This window comes from Pseudomonas alcaligenes, assembly GCF_014490745.1.
Taxonomy (GTDB): domain Bacteria; phylum Pseudomonadota; class Gammaproteobacteria; order Pseudomonadales; family Pseudomonadaceae; genus Aquipseudomonas; species Aquipseudomonas alcaligenes_C.
The window spans coordinates 3,796,922-3,811,836 of sequence record NZ_LZEU01000001.1; the positions used below are offsets into that span (position 1 = coordinate 3,796,922).

The 14,915-nt window shown below is 67.1% G+C and carries 16 protein-coding genes and 1 pseudogene; 11 read left to right on the forward strand and 6 right to left on the reverse strand.

The window, feature by feature from the left end; translation table 11 throughout:
* Positions 1-130 precede the first annotated feature (130 nt).
* The 5 genes and pseudogenes from A9179_RS17350 to A9179_RS17365 all read left to right on the forward strand — a co-directional run bounded on the left by A9179_RS17350 (position 131) and on the right by A9179_RS17365 (position 4,425).
* Positions 131-1,648 carry an APC family permease gene (locus A9179_RS17350; RefSeq protein WP_187807464.1) on the forward strand — a complete coding sequence of 506 codons (1,518 nt, stop codon included), beginning with the start codon at positions 131-133 and terminating at the stop codon, positions 1,646-1,648.
* Between the two features lie 94 nt (positions 1,649-1,742).
* A complete protein-coding gene (locus tag A9179_RS17355) occupies positions 1,743-2,216 on the forward strand; it encodes an ester cyclase (protein WP_187807465.1) in 474 nt (157 codons plus the stop codon).
* A gap of 238 nt (positions 2,217-2,454) precedes the next feature.
* Positions 2,455-2,745 (forward strand): annotated as a pseudogene (locus A9179_RS23200) (methyl-accepting chemotaxis protein); the annotation flags it as partial.
* A gap of 342 nt (positions 2,746-3,087) precedes the next feature.
* On the forward strand, positions 3,088-3,588 hold the full coding sequence (locus A9179_RS23205) for a cache domain-containing protein (RefSeq protein ID WP_394354768.1): 501 nt from the start codon (positions 3,088-3,090) through the stop codon (positions 3,586-3,588).
* Positions 3,589-3,744: 156 nt separating this feature from the next.
* The gene (locus A9179_RS17365) at positions 3,745-4,425 is read left to right on the forward strand and encodes a transglutaminase-like cysteine peptidase (protein ID WP_187807467.1); all 681 of its coding nucleotides are present in this window, start codon (positions 3,745-3,747) and stop codon (positions 4,423-4,425) included.
* A gap of 30 nt (positions 4,426-4,455) precedes the next feature.
* Here A9179_RS17365 and recJ read toward each other — a convergent pair whose 3' ends face one another.
* The gene (gene recJ / locus A9179_RS17370; RefSeq protein ID WP_187807468.1) at positions 4,456-6,171 is read right to left on the reverse strand and encodes a single-stranded-DNA-specific exonuclease RecJ; all 1,716 of its coding nucleotides are present in this window, start codon (positions 6,169-6,171) and stop codon (positions 4,456-4,458) included.
* 80 nt (positions 6,172-6,251) lie between these two features.
* Complete coding sequence (locus A9179_RS17375; protein WP_187807469.1) at positions 6,252-6,791, reverse strand: YaeQ family protein; 540 nt, start codon at positions 6,789-6,791, stop codon at positions 6,252-6,254.
* 85 nt (positions 6,792-6,876) lie between these two features.
* Here A9179_RS17375 and A9179_RS17380 point away from each other — a divergent pair, with 85 nt between their 5' ends.
* From A9179_RS17380 to A9179_RS17405, 6 genes are all read left to right on the forward strand, one after another.
* A complete protein-coding gene (locus A9179_RS17380; RefSeq protein WP_394354739.1) occupies positions 6,877-8,088 on the forward strand; it encodes a CaiB/BaiF CoA transferase family protein in 1,212 nt (403 codons plus the stop codon).
* Positions 8,089-8,119: 31 nt separating this feature from the next.
* Positions 8,120-9,160, forward strand: coding sequence for a DUF2157 domain-containing protein (locus A9179_RS17385; RefSeq protein ID WP_187807471.1), 1,041 nt, complete (start codon positions 8,120-8,122; stop codon positions 9,158-9,160).
* A gap of 163 nt (positions 9,161-9,323) precedes the next feature.
* Positions 9,324-10,277, forward strand: coding sequence for an ornithine cyclodeaminase family protein (locus A9179_RS17390; protein WP_187807472.1), 954 nt, complete (start codon positions 9,324-9,326; stop codon positions 10,275-10,277).
* Between the two features lie 5 nt (positions 10,278-10,282).
* The gene (locus A9179_RS17395) at positions 10,283-11,407 is read left to right on the forward strand and encodes an NAD(P)/FAD-dependent oxidoreductase (protein ID WP_187808622.1); all 1,125 of its coding nucleotides are present in this window, start codon (positions 10,283-10,285) and stop codon (positions 11,405-11,407) included.
* A gap of 53 nt (positions 11,408-11,460) precedes the next feature.
* Positions 11,461-12,090, forward strand: a complete 630-nt coding sequence (locus A9179_RS17400) for a helix-turn-helix transcriptional regulator (protein ID WP_187807473.1) — start codon at positions 11,461-11,463, stop codon at positions 12,088-12,090.
* Positions 12,091-12,119: 29 nt separating this feature from the next.
* Entirely contained in the window at positions 12,120-12,560 is a 441-nt protein-coding gene (locus A9179_RS17405) for a hypothetical protein (RefSeq protein WP_187807474.1), read from the forward strand.
* Positions 12,561-12,587: 27 nt separating this feature from the next.
* Here A9179_RS17405 and A9179_RS17410 read toward each other — a convergent pair whose 3' ends face one another.
* The 4 genes from A9179_RS17410 to moaC form a co-directional block, all read right to left on the reverse strand.
* Complete coding sequence (locus tag A9179_RS17410) at positions 12,588-13,364, reverse strand: ABC transporter substrate-binding protein (RefSeq protein ID WP_187807475.1); 777 nt, start codon at positions 13,362-13,364, stop codon at positions 12,588-12,590.
* Positions 13,365-13,638: 274 nt separating this feature from the next.
* Positions 13,639-14,094: a molybdopterin synthase catalytic subunit MoaE gene (gene moaE, locus A9179_RS17415; RefSeq protein ID WP_187807476.1), complete on the reverse strand. Its 456-nt coding sequence runs from the start codon at positions 14,092-14,094 to the stop codon at positions 13,639-13,641.
* Between the two features lies 1 nt (position 14,095).
* The gene (locus tag A9179_RS17420) at positions 14,096-14,341 is read right to left on the reverse strand and encodes a MoaD/ThiS family protein (protein ID WP_187807477.1); all 246 of its coding nucleotides are present in this window, start codon (positions 14,339-14,341) and stop codon (positions 14,096-14,098) included.
* Positions 14,338-14,838 carry a cyclic pyranopterin monophosphate synthase MoaC gene (gene moaC, locus A9179_RS17425; protein WP_187807478.1) on the reverse strand — a complete coding sequence of 167 codons (501 nt, stop codon included), beginning with the start codon at positions 14,836-14,838 and terminating at the stop codon, positions 14,338-14,340. Before moaC ends, A9179_RS17420 begins: the two co-directional genes overlap by 4 nt.
* Positions 14,839-14,915 lie beyond the last annotated feature (77 nt).

Genomic DNA, 14,915 nt, shown 5'->3' on the forward strand with positions numbered 1-14,915 from the left:
GCCAGTGACGGCGCGGCGGCAACGAGAGGGCCATACCTCTTGGGGAACGCAAGACACTCCAACAATAAAGAGCGAGCCGGTCACGCCAGACGGCCTTGAACCTGCCGCCCACAATAACGAGGAACTTCGCATGAGTGCGCCATCGGCCGCCGATCGCGACGCAGAACAACTGCGCGCGCTGGGCTACACCTCCAACTTCAATCGCAGCATGAGCCTGTGGGAAAACTTCGCCCTCGGCTTCACCTACCTGTCGCCCGTGGTGGGCGTCTACACCCTGTTCGGCCTGTGTCTGGCCGCCGGCGGCCCGCCGATGTTCTGGTCGTACCTGCTGATCGGCCTCGGCCAGCTGCTGGTGTGCCTGGTGTTCGGTGAAGTGGTCTCGCAATTCCCCATCTCCGGTGGCGTCTACCCCTGGGCCCGGCGCCTGGTCGGCAAGCGCTGGGCGTGGATGGTCGGCTGGATCTATGCCTGCGCCCTGTGCGTGACCATTGCCGCGGTCGCCGTCGGCGCGGGGCCGTACATCGCCGCCATGCTCGGCTTCGAGGCCAGCCAGGCGACCAATATCGTCATCGCCCTGGTGCTGACCCTGCTCGCCACCCTGACCAACCTCAGCGGTACCAAGACCCTGTCGCGCATCGCCATGTTCGCCTTTATCTGCGAGCTGGCCGGTGCCGTGGCCGTGGGCGCCTACCTGCTGATCTTCGAGCGTCATCAGCCACTCGGCGTGCTGGTCGACACCTTCGGCATCGGCTCCGCCGAGGATTCCTACCTGCCGGCCTTCCTCACCGCCTCGCTGGCCGGGATGTTCCTCTACTACGGCTTCGAAGCCTGCGGCGACGTGGCCGAGGAAACTCCGAACCCGAGCAAGCGCATCCCCAAGGCCATGCGCATGACCATCTACATCGGCGGCGTGGCGGCGATGTTCGCCTGCCTGGCGCTGATCCTCGCCGTGCCGGACATGCAGGCAGTGATCAACGGCACCGACACCGATCCGGTCGGCACCATCCTCAACAACGCCTTCGGCCCGGTCGGTTCGCGCGTGGTAATGGCGGTGGTCACCGTGTCCTTCGTTTCCTGCGTGATCAGCCTGCAGGCCGCCGCCAGCCGCCTGCTGTATGCCTACGCCCGTGACGAGATGATCATCGGCAGCAGCCTGCTCAAGCGCATCTCGCCGAAGGCCCATGTGCCGGTACCGGCCCTGCTGGTGTGCGGTGTGGTACCGGCCATCATCATCGCCCTCGGCTTCGTCCTTCAGGACGCGGTGGCCACCATCGTCAGCTTCGCCGCCATCGGCATCTACCTGGCCTTCCAGATGATCGTCCTCGGCGCGCTGTTCGCCCGGGCCCGTGGCTGGGTACCGAGCGGCCAGTTCACCCTCGGCAAGTGGGGTACCCTGGTCAACATCGGTGCCCTGCTCTACGGCGTCGGCGCTATCGTCAACATGGCCTGGCCACGCACCCCGGACGCGCCCTGGTACATCAACTACGCCATGGTGCTGAGCACCCTGATCGTGATCGGCCTGGGCCTGCTCTACATGCTGCTGGACAAGCCCTACGATCGCGGCACCGCCCCGGCCGGCGACGCCTGGAACATCAGCGGCAAGAAGGCCCAGGGCAGCAATCTGGGCCAGGCGCAAGAACCGGCCTGAGTCCGCCTGCGGTAAAAGCTGCGCCGCCCGGTGGCGGCGCGGTTCCGGGCCACCCGGCCCACAACCTGCGGGCGCGCCCGCAACGGAGACAACCATGCGTAACCTCGTCAGAGCGTTTTCCCTGCTGTCGCTGTTCTGTTTCGCCCACCTGGCCCAGGCGGCCGACACCAAGGCCATAGTCGACGGCTACATGGCCGCCTGGAACGCCCACGACGCCGACAAGGCCGCGACCTTCCTCAGCGAGGATGCGGTGTACTTCGACGCCACCGTCGGCACCCCGCAGAACGGCAAGGCCGCCGCCCGCGACAACGTGATCAAGGTGTTCATCGGTGCCGTGCCGGATCTGAAGTGGGAAATGACCAGCGCGCCTATCGTCAGCGCCGACGGCATTGCCTTCCAGTGGAAATTCAGCGGCACCAACAGTGGTGCCTGGAGCGCGGAAACCCCGGCCACCGGCAAGCCGCTGTCCTTCGAAGGGGTCAGTTTCGTCCGTATCAAGGACGGCAAGATCAGCTACCAGGGCGACTACTACGATGCCCTGGGGTTCAACAAGCAACTCGGTTGGTAAAAAGCCGGCCGAGGATTTGCTGCGCGTCGGCCATGCTGCGTTGAAGGAGGGCTCGGGCTGCTCATTTACAGCTTGTAAACTGCGCGCCCTCGCCCTCCTTCGCCTTGCCTGACCTTAGCTCGCAATATCCTCAATCCGGCTTTACAGCCTTTTTTTCACCTGCTCGCCCCGCCGCCAGCAGGTTTGGCGACCAGCTTGGACGCCCTCCCCTGCCCCACCCCGTTCGGACTTAGCCAAGATGTCAGGTTCCCGCAGTAACGCCGCCACCCAGGAAGACAGCACCCGCACCACCATCGATCAGGTCAAGCAGCTGATCGCCGGGCTGAATACCCGCTGGGGCGAAATCGGCAAGGTGGCGGACGTGATCCGCCAGATCGCCAAGAACACCAACCTGGTGGCGCTCAACGCTGCCATCGAAGCCGCCCGCGCCGGCGAGCAGGGTCGCGGCTTTGCCGTGGTCGCCGACGAAGTGCGGCGCCTGGCCAGCCAGTCCGCCGAGGCCACCAGCGAGATCGGCAACGTGGTCGGCGCCATCCGCCAGGAAAGCCAGAAGGCCCTGGCCGATGTGGAACAGGCCGAGCAGGCCAGCCTGCTGGAACAGGCCCAGGTGCTGCTGGCCCACGAGGCCCTGCAGCTGCAGGGCCAGTTCAGCGTGATGGCCACCGCCCTGTATGGCCTGAAGAATTTCATCGTCGGCATGAAGGCCAAGGGCATGGGCCCGCAGCGCGAGCAGGTCGACGCAGTGATGCAGCAGTACCTGGTGCAGAACCCGGATCTGCTGGCCTTCGCCTGCGCCTGCGAGGCCAACGTGCTGGATGGCCGCGACAGCGCCTTCGTCGGCCAGCCCGGGCATGACGCCAGCGGCCGCCTGATGGCCTACTGGAACCGTGGCAGCGGCCTGCCGCAGCGCGAATGCCTGGTCGGCTACGAGACGGACGACTGGTACCAGCTGCCCAAGCGCAAGGCCCGCGACGTGTTCATGGAGCCCTACGACTACCCGATTGCCGGGCGCACGGTGCTGATGACCTCGTTCATGACCCCGATGTACCTGGGCAGCCAGTTCCTCGGCATCCTCGGTGCCGACTACACCCTGGCCCAACTGCAGGAGCGCCTGGCCCAGCACAGGCCGTTCGGCCACGGTCATTTCGCCCTGCTGTCGAACCAGGCCACCTACGTCACCCACCCGGATGCCGGCCGCCTGGGCAGCCAGGCCAGCGAGCTGAGCAACGAACTGCGCCAGGCCATCCGCGACGGCAAACCGCTGTGCCAGCGCCAGCGCGACGGCCAGGTGCAGCTGCTGCAGCCGATCTTCGTCGGCAACTGCAATGCGCCCTGGGCGCTGCTGATGCAGCTGCCGCCACGCCAGGGCTAGCGACCGTTCGTCAGCTACCGGCCAGACCTTGCGCACAAAGGGTGCGGGCCATCACAGGACGGCCCTAGCTGCTGGGCCGCAGGCCTCCTAGGATCAAGCCCATAACGAGAAGCGGCGGCCGTCCTGGCGAACCGCACCCTGGCCCAACGCCCATCCATGCTTGCAATCACCCGACTCTTCGCGCGCCGTACGCTGGGCGCCGCCTGCGCCCTGCTGCTCTATCTGAGCGGCGGCCTCAGCACGGCCGGCGAAAGCCCGCGCCTGCCCGGCAGCGCCCTGGCCGAGGCGATCAGCCAGAGCCGCCTGGAGGCCTGGCACGGCCTGCTGGCCCAGGCCGGCGGCAGCGAGCGCGAGCGCCTGGAGCGGGTCAACCAGTTCATCAACCGCAGCATCCAGTACGGCGAGGATCGCGACACCTGGGGCAGCGCCGACTACTGGGCCACCCCGCTGGAAACCCTCAGCCGCGGTCGTGGCGACTGCGAGGACGTGGCCATCGCCAAGTACTTCAGCCTGATCCGCCTGGGCGTACCGAGCAGCAAACTGCGCCTGACCTTCGTCAAGGCGCTGCGCCTCAACCGTGCGCACATGGTGCTGGCCTACTACGCCGAGGACAACGCCGAGCCACTGCTCCTCGACAGCCTGCAGCCACAGATCCGCCCGGCCAGCCAGCGCAGCGACCTGCTGCCGGTGTATGCCTTCAACAACCTGGGGATCTACTTCGGTAGCGCCTCGCAGCAGCGCTCCAGCCAGTCGCCGCAGCTGCTGTCGCGCTGGCAGGATGTCAGCGCGCGCGCCCTGGCCGATGGTTCGCAGGGTGTGGACACACCTCGCGGCTGAAGTCCTGAGCGGCTAAGCGCCGCCCAACTCTTAACGTGGCGCCAGATGCGCCACCATCAACTGCACGCTCTCGCGGCCCTGGTATTCGTTGACGTCCAGCTTGTAGGCCAGCTCGACCCAGCGCACGTTGGGGTTGGGCCAGGTGTCGCGGTCGACGTTGAAGGCGATGCCGTCCAGGGTCTGGCCGCCGCACTCGGTCTTCAGCACCAGCTTGAGGTGCTTTTCGCCCACCACCCGCTGATTGACGATCTGGAACACGCCGTGGAACAACGGCTCGGGGAAGTGCTGGCCCCAGGGCCCGGCATGGCGCAGGGCCTTGGCCAGTTCCAGGTGGAACTCCTCGACACCCAGCTGGCCATCGGACAGCAGGCGCCCGGTGAGGTCGTCCTCGCTGAGCTGGCGGCGCACCTCGGCATCGAAGGCAGCGGCAAAGGCGCCGTAGTTTTCCTGCGGCAACGACAGGCCGGCAGCCATGGCATGCCCACCGAACTTGCTGATCAGCCCCGGATGCTTGGCCGCCACCGCGTCCAGCGCATCGCGGATATGCAGGCCCGGCACCGAACGGGCCGAGCCCTTGAGCAGGCCGTCGCCGGCATCGGCGAAGGCGATGGCCGGGCGGTGGTAACGCTCCTTCAGGCGTGAGGCGAGAATACCGATCACGCCCTGGTGCCAGTCGGGCTCGAACAGGCACAGGCCGAACGGCAGGCTGTCCAGCGGCAGATCCTTGAGCTGGGCCAGCGCCTCGCGCTGCATGCCCTGCTCGATGGCCTTGCGATCCTTGTTCAGCTCGTCGAGCTGCTGGGCCATGTCGCGGGCCAGGCCCTCGTCGTCGCACAGCAGGCATTCGATACCCAGGCTCATGTCGTCCAGGCGCCCGGCCGCGTTCAGGCGCGGGCCGAGGATAAAGCCGAGGTCGGTGGAGGTGATGCGCCCATGCTGGCGGCCAGCCACTTCCAGTACCGCGCGCAGCCCCGGACGGGCGCGGCCGGCACGGATGCGCGCCAGGCCCTGGTGCACCAGGATGCGGTTGTTGGCATCCAGCGGCACCACGTCGGCCACGCTGCCCAAGGCGACCAGATCGAGCAGCTCGCCCAGGTTGGGCTCGGCCACGCCGCTGCTGGCAAACCAGCCGATTTCACGCAGGCGCGCGCGCAGGGCCAGCAGCACATAGAACATCACCCCGACCCCGGCCAGCGCCTTGCTCGGGAACTCGCAGCCCGGCTGGTTGGGGTTGACGATGGCATCCGCCGCTGGCAATTCCGGGCCCGGCAGGTGGTGGTCGGTGACCAGCACGGTCAGCCCGGCGGCCTTGGCCGCGGCCACGCCCTCGACGCTAGAGATGCCGTTGTCCACCGTCAGCAGAAGGTCGGGCTGGCGCTGCAGGGCCACGGCGACGATTTCCGGGGTCAGGCCGTAACCGTACTCGAAGCGATTGGGTACCAGGTAATCGACATGGGCCGCGCCGAGCATGCGCAGGCCGAGCACGCCCACCGAGCTGGCGGTGGCGCCGTCGGCATCGAAGTCGCCGACGATCAGGATGCGCTGGCGCTGCTGCAGGGCCTGCACCAGCAACTCCACCGCGGCGTCGATGCCCTTCAGCTGCTGATAGGGGATCAGACGCGCCAGCCCCTTGTCCAGCTCGGCGGCGGACTGCACGCCACGCGCCGCGTACAGGCGGGTCAGCAGCGGCGGCAGGTCGCCGAGGTCGGGAAGTTGGGCAGGAAGCGGGCGGGGATCGATGCGCATGGGTATTCCGGTTGTTCTGCTAGGCGGGCCAGTAACGGCGCGGAAGGCTCCCTCTCCCCTTGGGAGAGGGGAAGCGGCGTTCAACGCTCGCCGTGCAGCCACTCCAGGGGAATCTCGTGCTGGCCGCGCTCGTCGGTGACGTAGAGCAGGCCGTCGCTGATCATCACGCTCCAGCTCACCGAACGCGGCAGGTCGCGGGCGATATTTTCCAAGGCTTGCTGATCCACGCCGACCACATTGATGTTCTTCAGGCTGCGCACGCCATCGAGCACCTTGGTCTGCCATACCCGCAGGTTGCCGTAGGCCACCAGGCTGAATTTCTCGGTACGCCGCGAGCACCAGGTGATGCGCTCGGCGTCCGGCTGGCCGACCTCGATCCAGTGCAGCACGCGGTCGTCCAGGCTCTTTTCCCACAGCGCCGGCTCGTCGACATCGGACAGGCCACGCCCGAAGGCCAGCTGCTCGTGGTACCACAGGGCGTAGGCGATCAGCCGCACACACAGGCGCTCCTCGGTCTCCGAGGGATGCTTGGCCACGGTGAAACGCAGGTTCTCGTAGACGTTGCGGTCGATGTCGGTGAGGTTCAGGTCGATCTTGTACGGCGTGGCTTGCAGGGCCATGGGCGGGCTTCTTGGCTGGCGGGAAAGGCGGCAAGTCTACCCGATGCAACCCATGCGGGTTAGAGTCGCGACCACTGCCAGATGGATGGACACCCGCATGAACCTGCCCAGCAAACCCCTCGCCGGCCTCAAAGTGGTCGAACTCGGCACCCTGATCGCCGGCCCCTTCGCCTCGCGCATCTGCGCCGAGTTCGGCGCCGAGGTGATCAAGGTGGAATCGCCGGATGGCGGCGACCCGCTGCGCAAGTGGCGCAAGCTGTACGAGGGCACCTCGCTGTGGTGGTTCGTGCAGGCGCGCAACAAGCAGTCGATCACCCTCAACCTCAAGCACGAGGCCGGCCGCGAGGTGCTGAAGAAGCTGCTCGGCGAAGCGGATATCCTGATCGAGAACTTCCGCCCCGGCGTACTGGAAAAGCTCGGCCTGGGCTGGGACGTACTGCACGCGCTCAACCCGAAACTGGTGATGGTGCGCCTGTCCGGCTTCGGCCAAACCGGGCCGATGCAGGATCAGCCAGGCTTCGGCGCGGTGGGCGAATCCATGGGTGGGCTGCGCTACATCACCGGCTTCGAGGATCGCCCGCCGGTACGCACCGGCATCAGCATCGGCGACTCGATCGCTGCGTTATGGGGGGTGATCGGCGCGCTGATGGCCCTGCGCCACCGCGAGGTGAATGGCGGCACCGGCCAGGTGGTGGACGTGGCCCTCTACGAGGCGATCTTCGCCATGATGGAAAGCATGGTGCCGGAGTTCGACGTGTTCGGTTTCATCCGCGAGCGCACCGGCAATATCATGCCCGGCATCACCCCCTCCTCCATCCACACCTGTGGCGACGGCAAGCACATCCAGATCGGCGCCAACGGCGATGCGATCTTCCAGCGCTTTATGCGCGCCATCGGCCGCGATGACCTGGCCGACGACCCGACGCTGGCCGACAACGCCGGCCGCGATGTACGCCGTGACGAACTCTACGGGGTGATCGACCGCTGGGCCGCCAGCCTGCCGCTGAGCGAGGTGGAAGCCACCCTGGTACGCGCCGAGGTGCCGGCCAGCCGCATCTACTCCGCCGAGGACATGTTCAAGGATCCGCAATTCCTCGCCCGCGAGATGTTCCTCTCGGCCAAGCTGCCGGATGGCAAGCCGTTCAAGATGCCCGGCATCGTGCCCAAGCTGAGCGAGACCCCGGGCAGCGTGGAGTGGACGGGCCCGGCCCTGGGCGAACATAACCAGGCGGTGCTGAGTCGCCTCGGCTACAGCACCGAACAGATCGCCGAACTGCGCGCCAGCCGCGCCATCTGACCCCGACTCCCCGCGCAGAAAGGAAGCCTGCATGAGCCTCAAGATCGACGCCCACGACCTCGCCCGCGCCGTCAGCGCCGGCGTTCTGCAACCCGGTCAGGATCACAGCCTGCTGGCCTTTCTGCGCCAGCAGCCGGAGCAGCACGCCAGCTTCCAGCTGGCCCACATCGCCTACTACTTCGGCGCGCTGCTGATCATGGGCGCCATGGGCTGGTTGCTGAGCGAAGCCTGGATGCGCGTCGGCGATGTCGCCCTGCTGCTGGTCGCCCTGTCCTATATCGGCCTGCTGACCGCCTGCGGCCTGGGCCTGTGGCGACGCGGGCAGCAGATTCCCGGCGGCCTGCTCGGCGCGGTGGCGGTGAGCCTGGTGCCGCTGGCGGTGTTCGCCTTCGAGCGCCTCACCGGCCTGTGGCCACTGGACGACTACCAGGGCGATTACCACGACTACTACATCTATGTGCAGGGCGGCTGGCTGGCGATGGAAGCCGCCGCCGTGGTCGCCGGCCTGCTGATGCTGCGCCTGCTGCCCTTCCCGTTCATCGTCATGCCGATGGCGATCGCGCTGTGGTTCATGTCCATGGATCTCAGCGAGCTGATCCATGGCGACTCGTTCAGCTGGGAACAGCGCCGCGATGTGTCGCTGTGGTTCGGCCTCGGCCTGCTGCTGGTGTGCTTCGTGGTCGACGGCCGCACCCCCAAGGACTATGCCTTCTGGGGCTACCTGGCCGGGCTGCTGGCGTTCTGGGGCGGGCTGAGCCTGTCGGACAGCGGCAGCGAGTGGGGCAAGGCGCTGTACTGCCTGATCAACCTCGGCCTGATGGCCATCGCCGTGCTGCTGCGCCGCCCGCTGTTCATGGTGTTCGGCGCGCTGGGCGTGGCCGGCTACCTGGGCTACCTGTCTCACCAGGTGTTTGCCGACTCGCTGCTGTTCCCCATCGTGCTGACCCTGATCGGCCTGGGCGTGATCGGCCTCGGCCTGCTCTACCAGAAACACCGCACGCAGCTTACCGACGGCCTGCGCGCGCGCCTGCCGGCGGCCCTGCTGGACTTCCTCCCAGCCCTGCGCCGCTGACGGCAACCCAGCCCGCTCGCCGGCACGCAGCAGCGCCGGCGGGCACGCCTGCGACACCCGCAGTCAACCAGGCGCCATGGGCAGACCGGCGGCCTTGCCGGAAAATACTTAAAAGTCCAAGATGGACAAATAAGTTTATTCCTACCCAGCGGAGCCTTCAGCCATGTCCAGCCCCACTCCCCGCGTGATCCACCAGGCCGAAGCCGAACGCCTGCTCGCCCGCCTCGACGTGCACCAGGCCATGCGCGGCATGTTCCGCAGCCTGGGTGAAGGCCGCGCGGTGCAGCCGGCGCAGCAGCTGGTGGAGTTTCCCGGCGGCGGCGACTTCATCAACTACCTGGGCGTGCTGGCTGACGAAGGCGTGTACGGGGTCAAGACCTCGCCCTACATTCCCGGCCCGCAGGGCGCCACCGTCACCGCCTGGACACTGCTGATGTCGATGCACAGCGGCCAGCCGCTGCTGCTGTGCGATGCCAAGAGCCTGACCACCGCGCGCACCGCCGCCACCACCGCGGTAGCCGTCGAGGAGCTGGCGCCGGCCGCAGCCCGCCACCTGGCCATCATCGGCAGCGGCGCGGTGGCACGCGCCCACCTGCATTACGTGAAGCACCTGCGCGACTGGCAGAGCATCCGCCTGTACTCGCCCAGCCTGGCCAGCCGCAGCGCCGCCGAACACGACGCCCTGCTGAGCCTCGACCCGCGCCTGAGCCTGGCCGCCAGCCAGGCCGAAGCCGTGGCCGACGCCGAGGTGATCCTGCTCTGCACCTCGTCCGCCGGCCCGCTGCTCGACCCGCTGAGCCTGGGGCGCAATGCACTGGTCACCTCGATCAGCACCAACGCCCCGCGCGCCCATGAAGTGCCGCCCGCCAGTCTGGCCGGCATGGACGTGTACTGCGACTACCGCGCCACCACCCCCGGTTCGGCCGGCGAGATGCTGCTGGCCACTGAGAGCGGCTGGAACCGCAGCCAGATCCGTGGTGACCTGGCAGAACTGGTGAACGGCCAGGCCAGCAAGCCGGACTACAGCCGCCCGGTGTTCTTCCGTTCGATCGGCCTGGGCCTGGAAGACATGGCCCTGGCCAACGCCCTGCACCAACTGCTGGAGCAAGACCAGTGAGCGCGATCATCGACAGCGAGTACCTGATCATCGGCGCCGGCATCGCCGGGGCCAGTACCGGCTACTTCCTCGCCGGCCACGGCAAGACCATCCTGCTGGAGCGCGAGAGCCAGCCCGGTTACCACAGTACCGGGCGCTCCGCGGCGCTCTATACCCTGGCCTATGGCACCCCGCAGGTACGCGCCCTGACCGCCGCCAGCCGGGCCTTCTTCGATGCACCACCGGCCGGTTTCAGCGAACACCCGCTGCTCAGCCCGCGTGGCGAGATGGTGGTGGACTTCAGCGGCGATGCCGAGGAACTGCAGCGCCAGTTCGACAGCGGCAAGGCCAGCGTGGCCGACATGCGCCTGCTCAGCGCCGACGAGGCCTGCGCCCTGGTGCCGGTACTGCGCCGCGACAAGGTGCATGGCGCCATGCTCGACCCCAGCGCTGCCGACATCGATACCGACGCCCTGCACCAGGGCTTCCTGCGCGGCATCCGCCAGCAAGGCGGGGAAATCCACTGCAGCAGCGAAGTCAGCAGCATCGGCAAGGTCGAAGGCGGCTGGCAGGTACGCTGCGGTCAGCAGCTGTACCGCTGCCGGGTGCTGGTCAACGCCGCCGGCGGCTGGTGCGACGAGATTGCCAAGCTGGCCGGGGTCGCCCCCATCGGCCTGATTCCCAAGCGCCGCGCCGCCTTCACCTTCCTGCCGCCGGAAGGCATGGACAGCCATGCCTGGCCCTGCCTGGTGGACTTGCACGAGGCCTTCTACTTCAAGCCGGACGCCGGCCAGCTGCTCGGCTCGCCGGCCAACGCCGACCCGGTCGAACCCCATGACGTACAGCCGGAGGAGCTGGACATCGCCATGGGCATCTACCAGATCGAAGAACACACCAGCCTGAGCATCCGCCGCCCGGCGCACACCTGGGCCGGCCTGCGCAGCTTCGTCGCCGACGGTGATCTGGTCGGCGGCTACGACCCTCACGCCGAAGGCTTCTTCTGGGTCGCGGCCCAGGGCGGCTACGGCATCCAGACCAGCGCGGCGATGGGCGAGGCCTGCGCCGCGCTGATCCGCCAGCAGCCGCTGCCGGAGCGTTTTGCCGCCTTCGGCCTGACAGCCGCGATGCTCTCGCCTTCCCGCCTCGGGTGACTTGCGGCACACTCGCAGCGCCCCGCCATGCGGGGCGCCGACCGGAGCCCCTGATGAAGCCGAATACCGCCGCCGACCTGGACAACTTCCGCGCCCTCGCCGACGCCATCGCCACCCTGTTCTTCCCGCATGCCGAGGTGGTGCTGCACGACCTGCGCACACAGAAGATCGACCACATCGCCAACAACATTTCCAAGCGCGCGGTGGGTGACGACGCCGCCCTGGAAGACCTGCTGGAAAACACCCCGAACGAGCGCAACATCGGCCCCTACGAGAAGCTCAACTGGGACGGACAGAAGATCCGCTCGGTCAGCACCGTGCTGCGCGACGCCCAGGGCACGCCCGTCGCCGTGCTGTGCCTGAACCTCAATATCACCCTGTTCGAGACGGCCAAGCAGGCCCTCGACCTGTTCCTCTCGGCCAACCAGCTGATCCCGCAGCCCGACGCGCTGTTCCGCGACGACTGGCAGGAGCGTATCAACACCTTCCTGCACGCCTGGCTGCGCCAGCGCCAGATCGGCCTCAACCGCCTGACCCGCGAGCACAAGCGCGAGCTGGTCGAGGCCCTACACGCCGAAGGCGCATTCAAGGGCAAGAGTGCGGCCAACTACGTGGCCAATGTGCTGAACATGGGCCGCGCCACCGTGTATAAACATCTGAAAGAGATCAAGGGCGAAGCCTGAGCTCTCTCCCCCCCGGCAAGGACGCCACCATGCACCGCCTGATCCGCTTCTGCCTCATCCTGCTACAAAGCCTGGCCATTCCGCTGACGGCCGGCCTGTTCCTCTGCGCCGTAACCGGCGAGCTGCAACAGCAGCGCTTCGTCCTGGAATGGCCGTACCTGATCGATTCCTACCACCCGGCCCTGGATGTCTTCGGCCTGTCGCTGCCCGGCATCCTGCTCTATGCCCTATTGGCCAGCCTGCTGCGCCAGCGCGCCGTGCAGGCCGCAGGCCTGCTGGTGCTGACGCTGCTGACCAGCTACAGCACCATGCAGGCCTTCGCCACGGCCTTCGGCAATACCTGGACGCCAGCGGAAGTGTTCTTCGAGCTGTATGTCGCCTACCTGCACCTGCTGGCTCTGGCCCTGCTGCCCGGCCTGCTGCTGTGGTGGCTGCCAACGCTGGTGCCAGACATGAAAAAGCCGCGCTAAGCGCGGCTTGTTTTGCACGGCGAGTTATCAGTCGCCGTAGATATCGAAGCTGAAGTATTTGCTCTGGATCTTCTGGTACTCGCCATTGGCGCGAATCGCCAGGATCGCCGCGTTGAGCTTGTCGAGCAGCGCCTGGTCACCCTTGCGCACGGCGATGCCGGCGCCCTCGCCGAAGTAGTGCGGATCCTTGAAGTCCGGGCCGACGAAGGCGAAGCCTTTGCCCTGCTCGGTCTTGAGGAAACCTTCGTCCAGCGGGATGGCATCGGCCAGGGTGCCGTCGACGCGCCCGGAAACCAGATCCAGGTAGATCTCATTCTGCGAGCTGTAGCGCACCACTTCCACGCCCTTGGGCGCCAGCACTTCAGTGGCGAAGCGGTCGGTGGTGGTCGAGCGCTGCACGGCGATGCGCTTGCCCTTCAGGCTGGAGAAGTCGGCACTGACCTCGCTGCCAACCTTCATCGCCAGGCGGGCCGGGCTGTAGTAGTACTTGCCGGTGAAGTCCACCGACTTGCGACGGTCGTCGGTGATGGTCATCGACGACAGGATGGCGTCGACCTTCTTCACCTTGAGCGAGGGAATCAGGCCATCGAACTCCTGCTCCACCCACTGGCACTCGACCTTCATCTCGGCGCACAGGGCGCCGCCGATTTCCACGTCGAAGCCGGCCAGGCTGCCATCGGCCTGCTTGAAGGCAAAAGGTGGATAAGCGGCCTCGATGCCCAGGCGCAGCGGCTTGTCGGCAGCAAACAGACTGGAGGCCAGCAGGCTCAGGGCAAGGCCGCCGAACAGGACGAGTTTCTTCATGGTGTGACTCCCGCGATACAGGTAGGCGCCCACCGCGCGGCGGCGGGCAGGTTGGCGATAACGACAAGGGACAGGGCAGAAGAAGAGCGTGCCGGCGTGAGCCGGTGCAGGCAGGGAACGGCGAATAGCTGGCGCTGGAGCATGGGGATCGGCCGCTAATTTGTACTTATGAGTCCATACTGGACTTTTCCGTACAAACCGTCAACCGACAGCAACGACCACAGGTCGGCCCCGCGCCCTGTCGTGCCTTGATGGGAATGGAAATGCCTGAATATCAGGACTTCGACCAGCGCTGCGCGGCCTCCTGGTCGCTGCAGCGCCCTTCGACCCAGCGCGCGCCTTCAGCCGTGTCTTCCTTCTTCCAGAACGGCGCGCGGGTCTTGAGGTAGTCCATGATGAAGTTGCAGGCGTCGAACGCCGCCTGGCGATGGCTGCTGGCAGTGCCGACGAAGACGATCGGCTCGCCCGGCTCGAGCCGGCCGACCCGATGCAGCACCTCCACCCGCAGCAGCGGCCAGCGCTGCTCGGCCTCGGCGACTATGCCGGCCAGGGCCTTCTCGGTCATGCCCGGGTAGTGCTCGAGAAACATGCCGCGCACGTCGTGGCCGTCGTTGAAGTCGCGCACATAGCCGACGAAGGTGGCTACCGCGCCGATACCCAGGTTGGCCGCGTGCAACGCATTGAGTTCGACGCCCGGATCGAAGGCTTCGACCTGCACCCGGACGCTCATCTCAGCCACCTGTGACCGTGGGGAAGAAGGCCACTTCGTCACCGTCGGCCAGCTCGGTGTCCAGGCTGCACAGCTCCTGGTTGCGCGCGCACATCAGGTTCTGCTCGGCCAGCACCTGCCATACCCCGCCGCGCCCCAGCAGGTGCTGACGCAGGTCGTCCAGACTGGCCAGCGCGGCCGGCTGCAACTGCTCACCCTCGATGCCCAGCACCTCTCGGTAACGGGCGAAATACTGTACGCGGATCATGCCTGGCTCCCTGCCGGATTGTGGGGTGCACCCTCAGCCTTGAAGGTACCGCTCTTGCCGCCGGATTTCTCCAGCAGGCGAATCGCTTCGATGACCATGCCGCGATCCACCGCCTTGCACATGTCGTACAGGGTCAGCGCGGCCACGCTGGCGGCGGTCAGCGCTTCCATCTCCACCCCGGTCTGCCCGGCCAGCTTGCAGCGCGCCTGGATGCGCACGCAGTCGTCGCCCTCGGCCGCCAGCTCCAGCTTGACGCTGGTGAGCATCAGCGGATGGCACAGCGGGATTAGGTCAGAAGTCTTCTTCGCCGCCTGGATGCCGGCGATACGTGCCACGGCGAACACGTCGCCCTTGGGGTGGCCGCCGGCGACGATCATCTGCAGGGTCGCGGGCAGCATGCGCACCAGGGCTTCGGCCACGGCCTCACGGGAAGTCACGGCCTTGTCGGTGACGTCGACCATGTTGGCGCGGCCTTGGGAATCGAGATGGGTCAGCACGAGCTTGCTCCAGGTGGGATGCCGCATTGTAACGCTGCGGACATGCGGAGCGCGCTGCTTTTACCCGGTCGGCGCGC

Coding starts and splice junctions, on each gene's coding strand:
- A9179_RS17350 (WP_187807464.1), top strand. CDS start 131: ATGAGTGCGCCATCGGCCGCCGATCGCGACGCAGAACAACTGCGCGCG.
- A9179_RS17355 (WP_187807465.1), top strand. CDS start 1,743: ATGCGTAACCTCGTCAGAGCGTTTTCCCTGCTGTCGCTGTTCTGTTTC.
- A9179_RS23205 (WP_394354768.1), top strand. CDS start 3,088: ATGGCCTACTGGAACCGTGGCAGCGGCCTGCCGCAGCGCGAATGCCTG.
- A9179_RS17365 (WP_187807467.1), top strand. CDS start 3,745: ATGCTTGCAATCACCCGACTCTTCGCGCGCCGTACGCTGGGCGCCGCC.
- recJ (WP_187807468.1), bottom strand. CDS start 6,171: ATGCGCATCGATCCCCGCCCGCTTCCTGCCCAACTTCCCGACCTCGGC.
- A9179_RS17375 (WP_187807469.1), bottom strand. CDS start 6,791: ATGGCCCTGCAAGCCACGCCGTACAAGATCGACCTGAACCTCACCGAC.
- A9179_RS17380 (WP_394354739.1), top strand. CDS start 6,877: ATGGACACCCGCATGAACCTGCCCAGCAAACCCCTCGCCGGCCTCAAA.
- A9179_RS17385 (WP_187807471.1), top strand. CDS start 8,120: ATGAGCCTCAAGATCGACGCCCACGACCTCGCCCGCGCCGTCAGCGCC.
- A9179_RS17390 (WP_187807472.1), top strand. CDS start 9,324: ATGTCCAGCCCCACTCCCCGCGTGATCCACCAGGCCGAAGCCGAACGC.
- A9179_RS17400 (WP_187807473.1), top strand. CDS start 11,461: ATGAAGCCGAATACCGCCGCCGACCTGGACAACTTCCGCGCCCTCGCC.
- A9179_RS17405 (WP_187807474.1), top strand. CDS start 12,120: ATGCACCGCCTGATCCGCTTCTGCCTCATCCTGCTACAAAGCCTGGCC.
- A9179_RS17410 (WP_187807475.1), bottom strand. CDS start 13,364: ATGAAGAAACTCGTCCTGTTCGGCGGCCTTGCCCTGAGCCTGCTGGCC.
- moaE (WP_187807476.1), bottom strand. CDS start 14,094: ATGAGCGTCCGGGTGCAGGTCGAAGCCTTCGATCCGGGCGTCGAACTC.
- A9179_RS17420 (WP_187807477.1), bottom strand. CDS start 14,341: ATGATCCGCGTACAGTATTTCGCCCGTTACCGAGAGGTGCTGGGCATC.